18 protein-coding genes are annotated in these 17,717 nt (G+C 52.1%); 9 read left to right on the plus strand and 9 right to left on the minus strand.

Going from position 1 to position 17,717, the window contains the following annotated elements; translation table 11 throughout:
* Nucleotide 1: 1 nt before the first annotated feature.
* Genes rfaC through rfaD form a run of 3 tightly spaced genes read right to left on the minus strand, consistent with a single transcriptional unit; the run spans nucleotide 2 to nucleotide 2,981 of the window.
* On the minus strand, nucleotides 2-970 hold the full coding sequence (rfaC, locus tag J1782_RS13175; RefSeq protein WP_152324997.1) for a lipopolysaccharide heptosyltransferase RfaC: 969 nt from the start codon (nucleotides 968-970) through the stop codon (nucleotides 2-4).
* On the minus strand, nucleotides 970-2,019 hold the full coding sequence (rfaF, locus tag J1782_RS13180) for an ADP-heptose--LPS heptosyltransferase RfaF (protein WP_208950127.1): 1,050 nt from the start codon (nucleotides 2,017-2,019) through the stop codon (nucleotides 970-972). Before rfaF ends, rfaC begins: the two co-directional genes overlap by 1 nt.
* A gap of 29 nt (nucleotides 2,020-2,048) precedes the next feature.
* The gene (gene rfaD, locus J1782_RS13185) at nucleotides 2,049-2,981 is read right to left on the minus strand and encodes an ADP-glyceromanno-heptose 6-epimerase (protein ID WP_101079915.1); all 933 of its coding nucleotides are present in this window, start codon (nucleotides 2,979-2,981) and stop codon (nucleotides 2,049-2,051) included.
* A gap of 241 nt (nucleotides 2,982-3,222) precedes the next feature.
* Between rfaD and kbl the strand changes: the two genes are divergently transcribed.
* Both kbl and tdh read left to right on the plus strand, forming a co-directional pair.
* Nucleotides 3,223-4,419 carry a glycine C-acetyltransferase gene (kbl, locus tag J1782_RS13190; RefSeq protein WP_217153309.1) on the plus strand — a complete coding sequence of 399 codons (1,197 nt, stop codon included), beginning with the start codon at nucleotides 3,223-3,225 and terminating at the stop codon, nucleotides 4,417-4,419.
* Between the two features lie 9 nt (nucleotides 4,420-4,428).
* The gene (gene tdh / locus J1782_RS13195) at nucleotides 4,429-5,451 is read left to right on the plus strand and encodes an L-threonine 3-dehydrogenase (RefSeq protein WP_152325001.1); all 1,023 of its coding nucleotides are present in this window, start codon (nucleotides 4,429-4,431) and stop codon (nucleotides 5,449-5,451) included.
* 56 nt (nucleotides 5,452-5,507) lie between these two features.
* On the opposite strand, the gene J1782_RS13200 is transcribed toward tdh, so the two are convergent.
* The 3 genes from J1782_RS13200 to gpmM form a co-directional block, all read right to left on the minus strand.
* Nucleotides 5,508-6,488, minus strand: a complete 981-nt coding sequence (locus tag J1782_RS13200; RefSeq protein ID WP_217153310.1) for a divergent polysaccharide deacetylase family protein — start codon at nucleotides 6,486-6,488, stop codon at nucleotides 5,508-5,510.
* Nucleotides 6,489-6,490: 2 nt separating this feature from the next.
* Entirely contained in the window at nucleotides 6,491-7,756 is a 1,266-nt protein-coding gene (gene envC / locus J1782_RS13205) for a murein hydrolase activator EnvC (RefSeq protein ID WP_193333113.1), read from the minus strand.
* A 172-nt stretch (nucleotides 7,757-7,928) separates the two neighbouring features.
* The gene (gene gpmM / locus J1782_RS13210) at nucleotides 7,929-9,473 is read right to left on the minus strand and encodes a 2,3-bisphosphoglycerate-independent phosphoglycerate mutase (protein ID WP_152325007.1); all 1,545 of its coding nucleotides are present in this window, start codon (nucleotides 9,471-9,473) and stop codon (nucleotides 7,929-7,931) included.
* 305 nt (nucleotides 9,474-9,778) lie between these two features.
* Between gpmM and J1782_RS13215 the strand changes: the two genes are divergently transcribed.
* The 5 genes from J1782_RS13215 to cysE all read left to right on the plus strand — a co-directional run bounded on the left by J1782_RS13215 (nucleotide 9,779) and on the right by cysE (nucleotide 12,979).
* Nucleotides 9,779-10,210 (plus strand): rhodanese-like domain-containing protein, encoded by a 432-nt coding sequence (locus J1782_RS13215; RefSeq protein ID WP_152325009.1) that lies wholly within the window; start codon nucleotides 9,779-9,781, stop codon nucleotides 10,208-10,210.
* Nucleotides 10,211-10,263: 53 nt separating this feature from the next.
* Nucleotides 10,264-10,515 carry a glutaredoxin 3 gene (gene grxC / locus J1782_RS13220; RefSeq protein WP_152325011.1) on the plus strand — a complete coding sequence of 84 codons (252 nt, stop codon included), beginning with the start codon at nucleotides 10,264-10,266 and terminating at the stop codon, nucleotides 10,513-10,515.
* A 64-nt stretch (nucleotides 10,516-10,579) separates the two neighbouring features.
* The gene (gene secB, locus J1782_RS13225; protein ID WP_013577602.1) at nucleotides 10,580-11,050 is read left to right on the plus strand and encodes a protein-export chaperone SecB; all 471 of its coding nucleotides are present in this window, start codon (nucleotides 10,580-10,582) and stop codon (nucleotides 11,048-11,050) included.
* Nucleotides 11,050-12,069: an NAD(P)H-dependent glycerol-3-phosphate dehydrogenase gene (gpsA, locus tag J1782_RS13230; protein ID WP_152325012.1), complete on the plus strand. Its 1,020-nt coding sequence runs from the start codon at nucleotides 11,050-11,052 to the stop codon at nucleotides 12,067-12,069. The genes secB and gpsA overlap by 1 nt, the downstream gene beginning before the upstream one ends.
* An 88-nt stretch (nucleotides 12,070-12,157) precedes the next feature.
* The gene (cysE, locus tag J1782_RS13235) at nucleotides 12,158-12,979 is read left to right on the plus strand and encodes a serine O-acetyltransferase (protein ID WP_101079904.1); all 822 of its coding nucleotides are present in this window, start codon (nucleotides 12,158-12,160) and stop codon (nucleotides 12,977-12,979) included.
* 59 nt (nucleotides 12,980-13,038) lie between these two features.
* Here the strand turns inward: cysE and trmL are convergent, their stop codons facing one another.
* The 3 genes from trmL to cpxR are packed head-to-tail and all read right to left on the minus strand — an operon-like array spanning nucleotide 13,039 to nucleotide 15,618.
* The gene (gene trmL / locus J1782_RS13240) at nucleotides 13,039-13,512 is read right to left on the minus strand and encodes a tRNA (uridine(34)/cytosine(34)/5-carboxymethylaminomethyluridine(34)-2'-O)-methyltransferase TrmL (RefSeq protein ID WP_217153311.1); all 474 of its coding nucleotides are present in this window, start codon (nucleotides 13,510-13,512) and stop codon (nucleotides 13,039-13,041) included.
* Nucleotides 13,513-13,549: 37 nt separating this feature from the next.
* Entirely contained in the window at nucleotides 13,550-14,920 is a 1,371-nt protein-coding gene (gene cpxA, locus J1782_RS13245; protein ID WP_152325014.1) for an envelope stress sensor histidine kinase CpxA, read from the minus strand.
* Nucleotides 14,917-15,618, minus strand: a complete 702-nt coding sequence (gene cpxR / locus J1782_RS13250; protein WP_013577597.1) for an envelope stress response regulator transcription factor CpxR — start codon at nucleotides 15,616-15,618, stop codon at nucleotides 14,917-14,919. The genes cpxA and cpxR overlap by 4 nt, the downstream gene beginning before the upstream one ends.
* 151 nt (nucleotides 15,619-15,769) lie before the next feature.
* Here cpxR and cpxP point away from each other — a divergent pair, with 151 nt between their 5' ends.
* Entirely contained in the window at nucleotides 15,770-16,279 is a 510-nt protein-coding gene (cpxP, locus tag J1782_RS13255; protein ID WP_152325015.1) for a cell-envelope stress modulator CpxP, read from the plus strand.
* A gap of 345 nt (nucleotides 16,280-16,624) precedes the next feature.
* Nucleotides 16,625-17,611, plus strand: a complete 987-nt coding sequence (gene pfkA / locus J1782_RS13260; RefSeq protein WP_152325016.1) for a 6-phosphofructokinase — start codon at nucleotides 16,625-16,627, stop codon at nucleotides 17,609-17,611.
* Nucleotides 17,612-17,717 lie beyond the last annotated feature (106 nt).

Raw genomic sequence — 17,717 nt, forward strand, 5'->3', positions numbered from 1 at the left:
ATTAACCGGCCTCCTTATCGAGCAGTGTTTTTACCTGTTCAGGAAGAATGTCCGCCATTTGATTCCCGGATAGCGGGCGGCAAATAAACTGATTCTTCCCATATCCCCCGATCAGCCCAGGATCTGTCGGGCCGTAAAGCGTGATATTTGGGCGATCCAGTGCGGCAGTCAGATGACTCAGGCCGGTATCGACTGAAACGACAGCCTTTGCCCCTGCCAACACTTCGGCCACATTTTGCAGGCTTAATTTGGGTAATACTTCAACGAAAGGGAAACTTTCTGCAAGTCGCAGCGCACGCTGATATTCGTGTTCCGCGCCCCACGGCAGTTTGATACGGATATTCTGCGTACTGAGCAGGCCAATCAGTTCGCGCCAGTGCTCTTCAGGCCAGTGTTTATCAGCGCGAGTAGTGGCGTGAAGGAAGACCAGATACTGGCCAGCATCTTGCGATGGATGTGAAAGGAAGCGTGCGGCGATGGCGTAGTCGCCCTGAGTCGCCGGCTTTTGATAGCCCAGACTTTTTGCGAAAAGCTCACGAGTGCGTTCGACAGCATGCTGTTTTTTATCGATCTCGTGACGTTGATTGTAAAACCAGCTGGCAAAAGGTTCGCGGGCACTTTTGCAATCCTGACCGTGCTTTTCGCCTTTTGCGACACGGGTAATCAGTGCCGCGCTTTTGATCAGGCCTTGTGCGTCGATGACGGCATCGTAAGTTCGTGACTGCACTTCACGTTTGAAATCACAACGTTGCTGGCGGGTTTCGGAACCAAACCAGTTTTTGCGCCAGCGCCGGATGGCTACCGGGATAACGCGGTCTACCGCCGGATGCCATCCGGGAATTTGAGTGAAACCTTCCTCCACGACCCAGTCAAACCGGATCCCAGGGATAGCCTGCATGGCATCCGTCAGTGCCGGGAGAGTATGCAGGACGTCACCCATTGACGATGTTTTGACGATGAGAACCCGCATTACTGCTCCTTCCCTGAATTCAGTAGCTGACTTAATTCCTGATAGACCTGTTCTGGCTGAATATCGATCAGACTCTGGTGATAGCCTTCTTCGGCATCGCCTTTGCGGACTTTATGATAGCCGGTGATGAGGCGGATAACTTTGGCCCGATGACTGAGCGGCGGGGTGAAATCCGGGCTGCTCGGCCCGTACAGAGCAACCAGCGGTTTATCCAGCGCGGCCGCTACATGCATCAGCCCTGAGTCATTGCTGACGACGGCTTGACAGGCGGCAATCATTACAACAGCCTGATCCAGCGACGTTTTACCCGCCAGATTCAGGCAGAAAGGCTGGGCGCCTTCCGTCAGAGACTGGCGTATTTGTTCGCCCGCCTGATGGTCTTTCGCAGAACCAAAGAGCACCACCTGCTGGCCTTCGCCAATCAGTTTTTCGGCAAGAGCGGCGTAATGATAGTGCGGCCAGCGCTTTGCCGGGCCAAATTCTGCACCCGGACAAAAGCCCACAAGCGGCCTGTTATCGCTGACGGCAAATGAGATTTTAACCGCCGCCACTTCCGCTTCTGACACCTGTAATTTCGGCCAGAGAATCGGCTGCGGCAGGTCGGCAGCGGTGCGGATTTGTTGCGCGTCGTAGCCCAGCGCGGCATAGCGCTGAACCATCAGAGGAAAGGCGGCTTTATCGAGAACACGCAGGTCATTGAGCAGGCCATAACGCATTTCGCCACGCCAGCCGGTACGCTGAGGAATGCGGGCAAAGAACGGAACCAGTGCTGATTTGAACGAGTTAGGTAGCACGAAGGCGCGCTGATATTGTTCGCCACGAAGTGAAATGCCCAGACGGCGACGCTCACCGAGTTCCAGAGCACCGTGGCCTAACGGCATCGGCAGAGCCTGACGCACCTCCGGCATCCGGTCGAGTAAAGGACGGCACCATGCAGGTGCCATCACGTCGATTTGCGCTTCCGGATGCGCTGCTTTCAGCGTGCGGTAGAGACTTTGTGACATCATCATGTCACCGACCCATGACGGCCCAATTACCAGTATTTTCATACCGTTAATCCATTCCTCAATCAGCGGACTTATACTGTGCGGTTAAGCCAGCTCATGTATTCCGTTACGCCTTCAGCAACCGTTTTGAACGGTTTGTCGTAACCGGCGTTACGCAGCGCGGTCATATCGGCCTGTGTAAAGGACTGATAACGGCCTTTCAGTTTTTCCGGGAAAGGAATGTATTCGATATCGCCAGATTTGTGGTAAGCAACGACGGCATCCGCAACGGCCTGGAAGGATTCTGAACGGCCCGTCCCGCAGTTGAAAATACCGGAAACACCGTTCTGCCAGAACCACAGGTTCACGGCGGCTACGTCACCCACGTAGATGAAATCGCGTTTGAAACCTTCGCTGCCTGAGAACAATTTCGGATTTTCACCGGCTTTGATCTGATTGTTCAGATGGAACGCAACGCTGGCCATACTGCCTTTATGGCCTTCACGCGGCCCGTAGACGTTGAAGTAACGGAAACCACAAATTTGTGAATCCGCATGAGGCAGAATTTCGCGAACATACTGGTCAAACAGGAACTTGGAGTAACCGTAGACGTTCAGCGGTTGTTCGTATTTACGGTCTTCTACAAAGCTGGTGCTCTGGCTGCCATAAGTGGCGGCAGAAGAGGCGTAAAGGAAAGGAATGCTGCGATCCAGGCAATAGTGCAGGATATCTTTTGAATACTGATAGTTGTTATCCATCATGTATTTGCCGTCCCACTCGGTGGTGGACGAACAGGCGCCTTCGTGGAAAATGGCGTCAATATCACCCAAATCGTCGCCTGCTACGATGCTGGCAATAAAATCTTCTTTGTCGCAATAATCCGCAATATCCAGATCAACCAGATTGACGAATTTGGTGCCGTCTTTCAGGTTATCAACCACCAAAATATCGCGGTATCCCATATCATTGAGCGATTTAATAATATTGCTGCCGATAAAACCAGCACCGCCAGTGACGATAATCATGGGATCCACCTTTAATCATTTTAAGAACCGCGCACCATGCGCAGCCTGTAATTGGGTAATATCATAACACTTCATTATGAAGCTCACATTGGGAAGGTGTCCGATAACACGCATTCTTGTGTTTCAGACCGTAAGGCGTGAACTATGCTGCAAAACAAAGATATTGTGAGCAGTTCCATCGTTATTTCATATCCAGATTAGTAATGTATTCCGTGAATGAGTCATTTCAGGAGAATACTGTATGTCTGTTTCGTTTTATCGGCAGTTGGAAGACCAGCTTGATCAGGCGCGGGCTGATGGATTGTTTAAAGAAGAACGCATTTTAACGACGCCTCAGCAAGCCGAAGTGTCTGTCGCGGGCGGTAAGCCGGTCATCAATTTCTGTGCGAATAACTATCTTGGATTAGCGAATCATCCGGAGCTGATCCGGGCCGCGAAAGAGGGGCTCGACAGCCATGGTTTTGGTATGGCGTCGGTGCGTTTTATCTGCGGTACACAAGATACCCATAAAGAACTCGAACATCGTCTGGCTGATTTTCTCGGTATGGACGACGCAATCCTCTATTCCTCCTGTTTTGATGCTAATGGTGGTTTATTCGAAACGCTGCTGGGTGAGGAAGACGCCATTATTTCGGATGCACTTAACCACGCATCAATAATCGATGGCGTCCGGTTGTGCAAAGCGAAACGCTATCGCTATGCCAACAATAATATGGACGAACTCGAAGCCCGTTTACAGCAGGCGAAAGATGACGGTGCCCGGCATATTCTGGTCGCAACCGACGGCGTATTTTCCATGGATGGTGTAATTGCTAACCTGAAAGGTGTTTGCGATCTGGCGGAACGTTTTGATGCGCTGGTTATGGTCGACGATTCCCATGCTGTCGGTTTTGTCGGTACCGAAGGACGCGGTACTCATGAATATTGTGACGTGATGGGGCGGGTAGATATCATCACCGGTACGCTCGGCAAAGCGCTGGGCGGCGCTTCCGGCGGTTATACCGCAGCACGTCAGGAAGTCATTGACTGGTTACGCCAGCGTTCACGTCCTTATCTTTTCTCCAATTCTTTAGCGCCTTCGATTGTTTCCGCCTCCCTGAAAGTCCTCTCCATGCTCGAGGAAGGCAGTGAACTGCGCGAACGGTTGCTCAGTAATGCCAAACTGTTCCGTGAAAAAATGACCGCAGCAGGCTTCACGCTGGCCGGCGCCGATCACGCCATCATTCCTGTCATGCTCGGCGAAGCCCGTTTAGCGCAAGAGTTTGCCGCGCTTTTGCAGCAGGAAGGTATTTATGTCACCGGTTTCTTTTATCCGGTGGTGCCGCAAGGTCAGGCGCGTATCCGTACTCAGATGTCTGCGGCGCACAGCACGGAACAAATCGAAAAGGCGGTTGAAGCCTTTACCCGTATTGGCAAAAAACTTGGCGTGATCGCCTGAGGAGTTTTCATGAAAGCCTTAGCAAAACTCAAACGTGAAGAAGGCATCTGGATGACGGATGCGCCGGTACCGGAAATGGGCCATAACGATTTGCTGATCAAAATCCGAAAAACCGCTATCTGCGGAACGGATGTCCATATTTATAACTGGGATGCATGGTCGCAGAAAACGATCCCCGTGCCGATGGTGGTAGGGCATGAATACGTTGGCGAAGTTGTCGGCATTGGCCAGGAAGTTAAAGGCTTCAGCATCGGCGATCGGGTTTCCGGTGAAGGCCATATCACCTGCGGGCATTGCCGTAACTGCCGGGGCGGTCGCACGCACTTATGCCGAAATGCGCAGGGCGTCGGGGTTAACCGTCCGGGCGCTTTCGCGGAATATCTGGTTTTGCCTGCATTCAATGCGTTCAAAATTCCGGACAATATTTCTGATGATCTGGCGGCTATTTTCGACCCGCTGGGCAATGCGGTGCATACCGCGCTGTCTTTTGATCTCGTCGGTGAAGATGTGCTGATAAGCGGTGCCGGTCCTATTGGGATTATGGCCGCCGCGATTTGCAAACACGTCGGCGCGCGCCATGTGGTGATCACCGACATGAATGAATACCGGCTGGAGCTGGCGCGAAAAATGGGCGTGACAAGGGCGGTCAATGTCAGTCAGCAAAGCCTGCCGGACGTCATGGAAGAACTCGGAATGACAGAAGGGTTTGACGTCGGACTGGAAATGTCCGGCGCACCGGCGGCGTTTCGCAGCATGCTCAGTGCCATGAATCATGGCGGACGGATTGCCATGCTCGGCATTCCTTCCACAGAAATGGCCATCGACTGGAATCAGGTGATTTTCAAGGGGCTGTTTATCAAAGGGATCTATGGCCGGGAAATGTTTGAAACCTGGTACAAAATGGCGGCGCTAATTCAGTCAGGGTTAGATCTCACGCCGTTGATTACTCACCATTTCCCGATAGACGAATTCCAGAAAGGGTTTGATGCAATGCGGTCTGGCCACTCAGGAAAAGTGATTTTGGACTGGTAGTATGGGCTGGTCGTACTGATGTGCGGGGCCTCTTGTGTCAAAGAGGCCCTGAAGTGTTATTTTTGAGGCGCAATAGTTGGCTCTGCTACCACCGGCGCAGCGGTTGGTTTCTCAACAAAGCCGACCCAAACCCCATATTGCCGCTCTACGAACTGAATGGCTGGCAGCGATTGCAGGCTTTCTCCCACGGCGTTAAACAGGCTGCCGGCGTAAACGGGTTGGACAGGATGTTTGATCTTGCACTGGCTGATGCCTTTGCGTGATGGTTTGGCAGACGGGATATTCACCGGTTTGCCCGAAGGCGCGCTGCGCTGGGCTTCATCTAACAAATCACTTGGGCGCACCAGCACAATATCTGACGGTAAATTTGGCAGCATTTGTTGCAGCACTTTTACCGTCGTCGGATGCGGGTGGCCGATGGCAATGGCATAACCATTTTTGCGGGCTAACTGAATCGCGCGCTCGAACTGGCGGCGGATTTCGGCTTCATTTTGCACATCATCTAAAAAGACGTTGCGCTTGATGACTTTCACGCGGGTGCCTTGAGCGGCTTTCATGGACTGCGTGTTGCCGATGGTCATGCTGTCGAGAAAGAACAGGTTATGAGCATTCATCGCCTGCATGACGTTTTCCATCCCCGTCAGGCTTGAGGTCATTGCGCTACCCATATGATTGTTGATACCAATCGCGTACGGGATGTTACTGATGGCCTGATCGACAATACGCTTCACCTCTGCGGCACTCATGGACGGTGTCAGCGTATTTCTTTCCAGTGGCTGCTTACTGAGCGGCGCCATCGGCAGGTGGATCAGAATTTCGCGGCCCTGCTGATGTGCCTTGTTCATCATCATTTGCGAATCTGGCGCATTGGGGAAAATCGCGACCGATACCGCTTTAGGCATCTGAAGTACCTGGTTTTCCTCATGCTGGCGATAACCAAAGTCATCAATCAGGATGGATAATTTCGCTGCCTGAACCTGACAAACGAAAAACGCAGTACCACAAAGGGCAGCTAAAACGGACTTTTTATATCGCAATGCTATCTTCCCAACCACGGCTGTGGATTGACTGCCTGGCCCTGACGACGAATTTCAAAATACAGCGATGGCTGGCCTTGTCCGCCACTGTTTCCCACTTTCGCGATGGCCTGACCGGTTCTCACCTGATCGCCGACGCTGACCAGTGCGTCCTGGTTGTAACCGTACAGACTCATATCACCCTTGCCGTGGTCGATAACCACAACCAGACCGTAGCCTTGTAACCAGTCCGCCAGAATGACACGTCCGTCGGCGATAGCCCGGACATCACTGCCTTCGCGAGCTGAAATGACAATGCCTTTCCAGCGTAGTTCACCCTGGAGTTGTTCGCCGAAGCGATGTATCAACGAACCGTTAACCGGCCACATATTCTGTCCGGATGGTCTTCCCAGGCCGCCGGTACGCGCCATCAGTGATTGCTCACTTTGGGTCGGTTTATAGGTGGTGCCAGTTTTCTTCGCCTGCTGTTCTTTCGCCCGGACGGCGGCGGCTTCGCGCGCTTCCTTCTCGGCGCGGGCTTTTGCTGCACGTTCAGCGGCGGCAATTTTATTCTGCAAACTGGCTTCGTTGGCGCGCAACTCTGTCAGGCTTTGCTCATCTTTTTGCAATGAGGATTCCAGCGCCGTCAGCGTTTGTTTTCGCGCCGAACGAGCCTGCTCAAGTTTTTGTTGCTGCGCCTGCTGCTCGCCTAACAGGCTTTTTTGCTGAGTTTCTTTCGATTGCAGGGAAACCCGCTGTTCTGCCAGTTTTGTACGCGTTTGTTTGAGTTCTTCGATGGTTTTCTGGCGGGCTTCATTCAGATAGCCAAAATAGGCCATGATGCGTTCGCTGCGCTCGGTCTCTTCACCGCTTAACAGCAGTTGCAGGCCTTTATGCTGGCCGATACGGAATGCGGCATCCAGCTGCTTTGCAAGTATAGCTTCCTGCGTTTTCTGCTGTTTTTGCAATTTATCGATAGAGGCATTCAGCCCGGCGATATCTTTGTTCAGCGTCGCCAGTGTCGACTGTGTCCCGCGCAACTGAGTGCTGGCTGAAGCAATGGTTTTTTCCTGAGCCTGCAACTGTTGCAGCAACGTTCCGCGCTGCTGTTTCTGCTGCTTTACGCTTTTCTCTTTTTCCGCAATGTTCTGCTGAATGGTTTTGAGCTGATCTTTGTTTTCGTCAGCGTGCACACTCACGGAGAGGGTTAACAATGAAGCGCAAAGTATTAAGGCTGGAGATGGGAAGGCAGATACGGCCTTGTCCTGAGCGGAAAGGCGGGTTCTCATCAGGCTGAAATGAATGAATTTGCTCAAACTTTTTTCCGCTTGTCGACCGTGGATGATAGACAATATGGCTGTCCCTTATCTTATCGTAACACTAATCAACCGGCTGATGCACAAACAAAAAAAGCGTACCAGCCTGCGCTGATACGCCTTAAATTCGCTTTCTTAACGGAAATTAACGCGCGATAAACAGCGGTTTGCCGCTCATTTCGGCCGGGATTTCCATCCCCATCAGGGAGAGCATGGTCGGCGCAATATCAGACAATTTCCCGCCATCGATTGCTTGCGCGTTGCCACCCACGTAAATCAGCGGAACCGGCAGACTGGTATGTGCTGTGTGCGCCTGGCCGGTTGCCGGGTCACGCATCTGTTCCGCGTTACCGTGGTCGGCGGTGATCAGCAGCTGGCCACCGGCGGCTTTCACGGCATCCACAACCTGGGCAACACAATGATCCAGTGCTTCTACTGCGTTGACGGCAGCATCATAAACGCCGGTATGTCCGACCATATCGCCGTTCGGGTAGTTACAGATAATCGCGTCATATTTGCCACTGGCGATCGCACCCAGCAATTTATCGGTCAGTTCTGCTGAACTCATTTCCGGTTGCAGGTCATAGGTCGCGACATTTGGTGATTTCACCAGTATGCGGTCTTCACCTTCAAACGCATCTTCCATGCCGCCATTGAAGAAGAAGGTTACGTGCGCATATTTCTCAGTTTCGGAGATACGAAGCTGAGTTTTCTTATGCGCCATCAGCCATTCGCCCAGCGTGTTTTTCAATGATGCAGGCGGATACGCGCATGCAGCTTTAATATCAGCGGCGTATTCCGTCAGCATGATGAAATCGCCGAAGCTGATCACTTTTTCGCGGGCAAAACCGTCGAAGTCGGTGTTGATGAAGGCCCGGGTGATTTCACGCGCACGGTCAGCCCGGAAGTTCATGAAGATCATCGCGTCGCCGTCATTGATTGCCGCGGTTTCTTCGCCGGCAGCCTGCAACACAGTCGGTTTCACGAACTCATCATTTTCGTCACGGGCGTAAGCGGCCTGTAAGCCTGCCAGAGCGTTATCTGCGGTGAATGCGCCTTTGGCCTGAGACATCAGGTCATAAGCCAGTTGCACACGATCCCAGCGGTTGTCGCGGTCCATTGAATAATAACGACCGACGATAGATGCGATGCGTCCGGTACCGATTTCTGCAAACTTCTCTGAGAAACGTTTTAACGCGGCTTCAGCGCTGCGCGGAGGCGTGTCGCGGCCATCCAGGAATGCGTGCAGATATATGGCTTTTGCGCCACGGCGGTGAGCCAGTTCGACCATCGCCATAATGTGATCTTCGTGGCTGTGAACGCCACCCGCGGAAAGCAGACCCATAATGTGAACGGCTTTGCCCGCGCTGATTGCGCGATCAACCGCGCCGGTCAGTACGCTATTATTAAAGAAGTCGCCTTCTTTGATTTCTTTATCAAGGCGGGTGAGATCCTGATAAACGATACGGCCTGCGCCTAAATTAACATGGCCCACTTCGGAGTTGCCCATCTGACCATCAGGCAAGCCTACGTCAAGGCCTGACGCAGCAATCAGGGTGTGAGGCTGAGTCGCCCACAGCTTATCCATGACCGGGGTTTTTGCATTCAGAATCGCGTTATCTTGTTGTTCTTCGCGATATCCGTAGCCATCAAGAATAACCAGAACCATCGGTTTTTTATTGCTCGACATGTCAATTGACCTCAATTTGAAAGATGAAATGCTCAATAGGCTCGCCAGCTCGATGTGAAAAAACAGGCGTGGCTAAGTGCATTTAAGCGGGCTGATTTTACCCCAGCGCTGAAAGGGGAATAGCCGTGGGAGATCAAAGATGGAGCGCGGCGGGAGTTAACTTTCGGCATAAAGGCGTGTTAATTTTTCGGGATGTGCCGCAGTTTGTGGCATTAGCCCGCGCATACTGGCTGTATTTGCGCCGACGCGCAGGTATACTCTGAAGCCTTGAATTTTCCCCCAACTGACGGGAGTTGCTACACCCCATGCAAGATATTATGCCATTCATCAGTGCGCATCCGGTTCTCAGCCTGGCGTGGGTTGCGTTACTGATTGCAGTAATTGTGACCACCTTTAAAACACGTTTTTCTAAAGTGAAAGAGATCACGCGTGGCGAAGCTACCCGCCTGATCAACAAAGAAGATGCTGTTGTTGTCGATGTTCGCGCGCGTGAAGAATTCCGCAAAGGCCACATCGCAGAATCCCAAAATGTGCTGAGTGCAGACATTAAAAACAATAATCTGGGCGAACTGAGCAAGCACAAAGCGCAACCGGTTATCGTTGTCTGTGCCACCGGCCAGACTTCCCGCACGGCGGCAGAAGGCCTGATCGCAGCAGGTTTCGAACGTGTTTTCACGTTGAAAGAAGGTATCAGCGGCTGGAGCGGTGAAAACCTGCCTTTAGTTCGCGGTAAGTAAGATTCAGACCCCGTCGCAACGGCACTAAAATCTACGACCCAGAGGTGGAACCCATGGCTAAAATTGAAATCTATACCAAGGCAACCTGTCCTTACTGCCATCGTGCGAAAGCCCTGCTCAATAGCAAAGGCGCTTCATTTGATGAAATCGCTATTGATGGTGACGCAGATACGCGTGAAAAAATGATCGCCCGCAGCGGTCATTCGACTGTTCCTCAGATTTTTATCGACGGGCAGCACGTGGGCGGTTGCGATGATTTACATGCACTTGATGCGCGTGGTGGCCTTGACCCGTTACTGGGTTAATGCCGCAAGCCGCGTATTTTCATTAAGTGTTTAAAAGGACTATTAACCCGAGGGTACTACTCACATGTCAGAACAAAACAACACCGAGATGGCTTTCCAGATCCAACGTATTTACACCAAAGATATTTCTTTCGAAGCGCCAAATGCTCCTCAGGTTTTCCAGCAGGACTGGCAGCCGGAAGTGAAACTGGATCTTGATACGGCTTCCAGCCAGCTCGCTGAAGGCGTATACGAAGTCGTCTTGCGTGTGACCGTAACTTCTTCACTGGGTGACGAAACTGCATTCCTGTGCGAAGTTCAACAGGGTGGTATCTTCACTATCTCCGGTATCGATGGCAACCAGATGGCACATTGCCTGGGTGCGTACTGCCCGAACATCCTGTTCCCGTATGCGCGTGAGTGCATCACCAGCCTGGTTTCACGCGGTACCTTCCCGCAACTGAACCTGGCACCTGTTAACTTCGACGCTCTGTTCATGAACTATCTGCAACAGCAAGCTGAAGGCGAAGGTGCTGAACCGCATCAGGATGCCTGATGAAAACCGTCAATGCGTCAATGACTGTTATCGGTGCCGGATCTTACGGCACCGCTTTAGCGATTACTCTCGCCAGAAATGGCCATCCCGTTGTGCTCTGGGGACACAATCCCGACCACATCAATGCCTTACAACAAGCCCGTTGTAATCAGGAATTCCTTCCTGATGTTCCGTTCCCCGATAATCTGCTGCTCGAAACCAATCTGTCTGTCGCGTTAGCGGCCAGCCGTAATGTGCTGGTTGTCGTGCCTAGCCACGTTTTTGGTGACGTCCTGCGTCAGCTGAAACCGCATTTGCGGGCCGATGCGCGCGTAGTGTGGGCGACGAAAGGGCTTGAGGCGGAAACCGGACGTTTGTTGCAGGATGTTGCGCGTGAAGAGCTGGGTGATGCCATTCCGCTGGCCGTAGTTTCCGGGCCGACGTTTGCCAAGGAGCTGGCTGCCGGGATGCCGACAGCGATTTCGCTGGCTGCCACCGATGCGAGCTTCGCTGAAGATCTTCAGCAGTTGCTGCATTGCGGCAAGAGTTTCCGGGTTTACAGCAATCCTGATTTTATCGGAGTACAGCTTGGCGGCGCGATTAAAAACGTCATCGCTATTGGTGCCGGTATGTCCGATGGGATTGGTTTCGGCGCGAATGCCCGAACTGCGCTGATCACCCGTGGTCTGGCCGAAATGACCCGTCTGGGCTCCGCACTCGGTGCTGATCCTGCGACATTTATGGGCATGGCGGGGCTGGGCGATTTGGTGTTAACCTGCACGGACAATCAGTCACGTAACCGTCGTTTCGGCATTATGCTGGGACAGGGCAAAGATGTTCAGACTGCTCAGGACACTATCGGTCAGGTTGTTGAAGGCTATCGCAACACGAAAGAAGTACGGGCGCTGGCTCAGCGTAATAACGTTGAGATGCCTATTACGGAACAGATTTACCAGGTGTTGTACTGCGGTAAAGATGCCCGTGAAGCGGCCATCAGTCTGCTTGCCCGTGCGAGCAAGGACGAAAAACACAGCCACTGAAAGGCGACATGAAGCATAGCCACCTTGTTGGGTTTCCCGACAGGGCGGCTTTTTATTATCAAAACCTGCTAAGTCGTAAGGAAAAGTGATGTCGCTAGAAGAATTAGAACTGGTCTGGAATAACATTAAATCAGAGGCGAGAGCACTGGCTGAGTGTGAACCGATGCTGGCCAGCTTTTTCCACGCGACGTTACTCAAACATGAAACGCTGGGCAGCGCGCTGAGCTACATTCTGGCTAACAAGCTGGGCAACCCAATCATGCCGGCGATGGCGATTCGTGAAGTGGTCGAAGAAGCCTACCGCAATGACGAGCAAATGATCCTCTCCGCTGCCCGCGATATTCTGGCGGTGCATCAGCGTGATGCAGCGGTCGACAAATTCTCCACGCCATTGCTTTACCTCAAAGGTTTTCATGCGCTTCAGGCTTACCGCATCGGCAACTGGTTGTGGAAGCAGGATCGCAAAGCGCTGGCGATTTATTTCCAGAATCAGATTTCTGTCTCCTTCGGTGTGGATATTCACCCGGCGGCGCGTATTGGTTGCGGCATCATGTTTGACCACGCCACCGGGATTGTCATCGGTGAAACCGCCGTGGTTGAAAACGATGTATCGATTCTGCAATCGGTCACGCTTGGGGGGACGGGCAAAACGGTCGGCGATCGCCATCCGAAAATTCGTGAAGGCGTGATGATTGGCGCTGGCGCGAAAATTCTCGGCAATATCGAAGTGGGTGCAGGGGCAAAAATCGGGGCGGGTTCTGTGGTATTGCAATCTGTTCCGGCGCACACCACGGCGGCAGGCGTTCCTGCACGCATCGTCGGGCGGCCAGAAAGCGAACGACCTTCAATGGATATGGATCAGCATTTCAACGGTATCGCGCAGGGTTTTGAATTTGGCGACGGTATCTGACAGATTTCCGATGGCATGTTCTAACATGCCATCGTTCATTTCATTTTTTCTCTTCCGGTTTACTCTTTGAGTAAAGCACCCGGATATCCCAGCTGGCGCCAGGCCTCGTAAACCACCACAGAAACAGCATTCGATAAGTTCATGCTGCGGCTTTCTGCGAGCATCGGAATACGGATTTTATGTCTGACAGGCAGTGCATCCAGGATTGTAGCGGGCAGGCCGCGCGTTTCCGGGCCGAACAGCAAAAAATCATTATCCTGATAGCTGACGCCGCTGTGAGCGGGCGTGCCTTTTGTGGTCAAAGCGAACAGACGCTGCGGATTTTCGCTGCTGAGAAAAGCGTCGTAGTTTGGGTGATGTTTGATGTGAGCGAATTCGTGATAATCGAGCCCGGCACGGCGCAGGCGCTTATCGTCCCAGCCGAAACCCAGCGGTTCGATGAGGTGAAGCTGACATCCGGTGTTGGCACACAAACGGATAATATTGCCGGTATTTGGCGGGATTTCTGGTTCAAATAAAACGATGTTAAGCATGCGTCCCCCTGATAGAGGGACGCAGAATAGCAGAAACTCAACGCTGGTGCAGCGGCAGCCAGATAATCAGGCGAAGGCCACCCAGCGGGCTGTCTTCGGCTTTAACCTTACCTCTGTGCTGCTGAACGGCGGTATCCACAATCGCCAGCCCGAGGCCAGTTCCGCCTGATTCACGATCGCGAGCCTCATCAGTCCGGTAGAACGGACGGAAAATCTGTTCGCGATCTTCTTCACTGACGCCTGGGCCGTCGTCATCCACGGTAATGGTGATACCTTCGTTGTCGTGAGCGAAGTTCAGCGCGATGTGATGATGTGAATAGCGCAGGGCGTTGCGCACAATGTTTTCCAGTGCGCTGTCGAGCGCTGCCGCATTGCCGATGAGTTTCCACGGGCCCGGAGGCGATGTCACCTCAAGGGTTTTGCCCATCTGCTCAGCTTCAAACTGCGCATCATCAATCACGCCAGCCCACAATTCGTTGGCCTTCAGGGTTTCCCGCGACAGCTCATTTTTGTGCTGACTGCGCGATAACACCAGAAGGTCATTGATCATACCGTCCAGACGCTGCGCCTCATTCTCGATGCGCTGCAACTCTTTGCCTTCACCGTGGCGACGACGCATCAGCGCGGTTGCCAGCTGAAGTCGCGTCAGCGGTGTACGGAGTTCATGCGAGATATCTGAAATCAGCCGTTGTTGCGCGGTCACCATGCGTTCGAGCGCGCTGACCATCTGGTTGAAACTGGCGCCAGTCGCGAGGAACTCCTGCGGTCCGGCTTCGAGTTCCGGATGTTGTTTGAGATTTCCCCGTGCAACGTCATCTGCGGCGTTTTTCAACTTACGTGCAGGTTTCGCCAGACTCCATGCCAGCCAGAGCAGAAGCGGAGCGCTGATGAGCATTGTGACGATGAGCAAAAGAAGCGGGCGGTCAAACATCAGATTGATAAAATCAGACTGAGAGCTACTGGCCGGACGCATCAGGTAAAGCTGATAGTTGTCCTCGCCGTCACGAACAGAAAATGGCCCCACCATTTCAACGCGGCCATATTTCTTTTTCTTCGGACGATCGGAGTTGTCAGACTGCCCGATGAAGTTACGCACGATCTGCATTTCATTGCGCTGCGCACCGATGACGCGGCCTTCGCTGGTGACCAGCAACAGGCGCTGGCCCGGCGGAGCCCACTTATCGATCGCGCGGAACAGCCTGCGCCACCACATCAGGTCATTAGCCGGATCCGTGGCGAGTTCGGCTTCGACATGTTGTTCAATCATCAGGCCTTGCCGCTGTTCGTTATCGAGCAACGGCGTAATCTGGCGAGAATCGAGTTTCGGCACCATCAATACCAACATCAGCACCAGCGCTAATGTGAACCAAAAAATGGCAAAGATACGCGCCGTAAGGCTGTTTATCATGAAGCAGAAACCATCAGATAACCGCGTCCGCGCAAGGTTTTAAACCACGGATGTCCGTCCTGACGGTCGGGCAATTTACGGCGCAAATTAGAAATATGCATATCGATGGCACGGTCAAACGGCGTCAGACGTTTACCCAGTACTTCCTGGCTCAGATGCTCGCGTGAAACGACCTGTCCGAGATGCTTTGCCAGTAAATACAGCAGGGTAAATTCAGTCCCGGTGAGATCCAGCGCTTCACCGTTAAAACTGGCTTCCTGGCGGCCGGGGTTAAGTTGCAGCCCGTCGACTTCCAGCGTTGGCGAGCCATTATTTTCATTGGTTTGCTGCTGTTCGCTCCAGTTGGAACGGCGCAACATGGCGCGGATGCGCGCAACCAGTTCACGGTCGTTAAACGGTTTTGGCAGATAGTCATCGGCACCCAGTTCGAGGCCGAGAACACGGTCTAATTCACTGCCGCGAGCGGTTAACATAATCACTGGCGTCTGGTGGCGCTGGCGTAATTCTTTAAGGGTTTCAATGCCGTTCTTCTTCGGCATCATCACGTCAAGTAACAGAAGATCGATGGTATTATCGATTTTCTCTAATGCCTGCTCACCGTCGTAAGCCACCACAACATTAAAGCCTTCCATTTCGAGTAATTCTTTCAAAAGTGAAGTCAGTTCACGGTCATCATCAACTAACAAAATTTTATTCATTGTATTTACCTCTAGACGCAAAATACGTCATCAATTGCCGCTATTCCATGACTTTACGTACTTTTACAAGCACTGACGCTTGTTTGCAGCAGCAGGTTTAGACTGCTTTTCAATGATTCGCGATGAGCGATAAAGACTTTAGGAGTATGTGATGTTTAAGGCAGCTTCAATTGGTTTGGCCACGCTTCTGACGCTGAGTTCAGGTGTCGTTTTAGCAGATGGCGCAAAACCAGTGTCGGCGATGCCAGCAGAACATGATAGCACGTTGTTGGATAAGCCTCAGGAACGCAACACACTGTTTGATGGTGTGAATCTGACCGAGCAACAGCGCCAACAAATGCGCGACCTAATGCATCAGGCCCGTAAAGATTTGCCTCATGTAAATGTAGAACAGATGGAAACTATGCACAGGCTGGTGACCGCTGAAAAATTTAATCAGGCCGCTGTAAGGGCTCAAGCCGAATTAATGGCTCAGGAACAAGTGGACCGCCAGGTCGAAATGGCCCGCATCCGCAACCAGATGTTTAATCTTCTGTCTCCCGAGCAAAAAGATGTACTTAACAGGAAGCACGAGCAACGCATGAAAGAGATGCAAGCGCAGCTTTCTGGTTTACAACCCCCTTCTGCCCAGAAGACGAGTAGTACCAGCACGACCGAGTAAGATCCCTGTTTTTCCTTGCCATAGACACCATCCCTGTCTTCCCCCACCGAAAGGTGGGGTTTTTTTTGTCCGCAATTTGGAATTGTTTCACAAAACCGGAAATTAACAAGATGGAAATCTGCGCGTAACCAACCGGAAATATCTTGTAAAAGCCGTATGAATCAGTAAATTGCGATGTACAGAGCGTTGTATGCGTGTTCTTGCTGACTTGAATCAATTCAGCTACGGTGTTTTGTTATACTATAGGCTCAAACGCTAATAAGCCCTTTGGCTGCAAAAGTTAAATCCGCCGACGGGCAGGCTCAAGATTCTTAAGAAATTGCATCTACAAGTTCAGAGGTAGTCATGATCAAAAAAATTGGTGTACTGACAAGCGGTGGCGATGCACCGGGCATGAACGCTGCGATCCGCGGCGTTGTGCGTTCGGCGTTATCCGCAGGTTTGGAAGTTTTCGGTATTGAAGATGGCTATCTCGGCATGTACGAAAATCGCATGCGAGAACTCGACCGCTACAGCGTTTCAGACATGATCAACCGTGGCGGTACTTTCCTGGGTTCAGCGCGTTTCCCTGAATTCCGCGATCCGGACATGCGGAAAGTTGCCCTGCAAAACCTGAAAGATCGCGGTATCGACGGCCTCGTCGTTATCGGCGGTGACGGTTCTTATGCCGGTGCTGACCTGCTGACGAAAGAAGGTGGCATTCGTTGTATCGGCCTGCCAGGCACCATCGACAACGACGTTGCCGGTACTGACTACACCATCGGTTTCTTCACTGCTCTGGGTACTGTGGTTGAAGCTATCGACCGCCTGCGTGACACCTCTTCTTCACACCAGCGTATCTCTATCGTTGAAGTGATGGGCCGTTACTGCGGCGATTTGACTCTGGCTGCGGCCATTGCCGGTGGTTGCGAATTTATCGCCATCCCAGAAGTAGAATTCAAACGTGATGATCTGGTTGCTGAAATCAAAGCCGGCATCGCGAAAGGTAAAAAGCACGCTATCGTCGCCATCACTGAAAAGTTAGATGATATCGATGAGCTGGCTAAATACATCGAGAAAGAAACCTGTCGTGAAACCCGTGGCACCGTACTGGGTCACATCCAGCGTGGTGGTGCACCGGTTGCTTATGACCGTATTTTAGCGTCCCGCATGGGTGCTTACGCGGTAGACCTGCTGATGGAAGAAGGTCGTGACTACGGCAAAGGCGGTTACTGCGTCGGTGTTCAAAACGAGAAAATGGTTCACGAACTGATCTCTGTGTGTATTTCTCCTGAGAACAAGAAAAGTAAGTTCAAAGAAGACTGGTACGATACAGCTAAAAAACTGTTCTAAAAACAGCTTCTTGCCTGAATATAAGAACCTCCTTTACGGGAGGTTTTTTTTCGACCTGTTTCTGGTTATTCCAGAAAGTAATAGAAAAAAACCTTTTATTCTTTAG

It is taken from the genome of Rahnella sp. BCC 1045 (assembly GCF_019049615.1).
Taxonomy (GTDB): Bacteria; Pseudomonadota; Gammaproteobacteria; order Enterobacterales; family Enterobacteriaceae; genus Rahnella; species Rahnella contaminans.

Excerpts from the sequence above, each read along its gene's own strand:
- kbl (WP_217153309.1), top strand. The coding sequence starts at position 3,223 with ATGTCTGTTTCGTTTTATCGGCAGTTGGAAGACCAGCTTGATCAGGCG.
- gpmM (WP_152325007.1), bottom strand. The coding sequence starts at position 9,473 with ATGTCGAGCAATAAAAAACCGATGGTTCTGGTTATTCTTGATGGCTAC.
- trmL (WP_217153311.1), bottom strand. The coding sequence starts at position 13,512 with ATGCTTAACATCGTTTTATTTGAACCAGAAATCCCGCCAAATACCGGC.
- cpxR (WP_013577597.1), bottom strand. The coding sequence starts at position 15,618 with ATGAATAAAATTTTGTTAGTTGATGATGACCGTGAACTGACTTCACTT.
- cpxA (WP_152325014.1), bottom strand. The coding sequence starts at position 14,920 with ATGATAAACAGCCTTACGGCGCGTATCTTTGCCATTTTTTGGTTCACA.
- rfaF (WP_208950127.1), bottom strand. The coding sequence starts at position 2,019 with ATGAAAATACTGGTAATTGGGCCGTCATGGGTCGGTGACATGATGATG.
- cysE (WP_101079904.1), top strand. The coding sequence starts at position 12,158 with ATGTCGCTAGAAGAATTAGAACTGGTCTGGAATAACATTAAATCAGAG.
- gpsA (WP_152325012.1), top strand. The coding sequence starts at position 11,050 with ATGAAAACCGTCAATGCGTCAATGACTGTTATCGGTGCCGGATCTTAC.
- grxC (WP_152325011.1), top strand. The coding sequence starts at position 10,264 with ATGGCTAAAATTGAAATCTATACCAAGGCAACCTGTCCTTACTGCCAT.
- rfaD (WP_101079915.1), bottom strand. The coding sequence starts at position 2,981 with ATGATTATCGTCACTGGCGGTGCTGGTTTTATCGGCAGCAATATTATT.
- secB (WP_013577602.1), top strand. The coding sequence starts at position 10,580 with ATGTCAGAACAAAACAACACCGAGATGGCTTTCCAGATCCAACGTATT.
- rfaC (WP_152324997.1), bottom strand. The coding sequence starts at position 970 with ATGCGGGTTCTCATCGTCAAAACATCGTCAATGGGTGACGTCCTGCAT.
- tdh (WP_152325001.1), top strand. The coding sequence starts at position 4,429 with ATGAAAGCCTTAGCAAAACTCAAACGTGAAGAAGGCATCTGGATGACG.
- envC (WP_193333113.1), bottom strand. The coding sequence starts at position 7,756 with ATGAGAACCCGCCTTTCCGCTCAGGACAAGGCCGTATCTGCCTTCCCA.
- cpxP (WP_152325015.1), top strand. The coding sequence starts at position 15,770 with ATGTTTAAGGCAGCTTCAATTGGTTTGGCCACGCTTCTGACGCTGAGT.
- J1782_RS13215 (WP_152325009.1), top strand. The coding sequence starts at position 9,779 with ATGCAAGATATTATGCCATTCATCAGTGCGCATCCGGTTCTCAGCCTG.
- pfkA (WP_152325016.1), top strand. The coding sequence starts at position 16,625 with ATGATCAAAAAAATTGGTGTACTGACAAGCGGTGGCGATGCACCGGGC.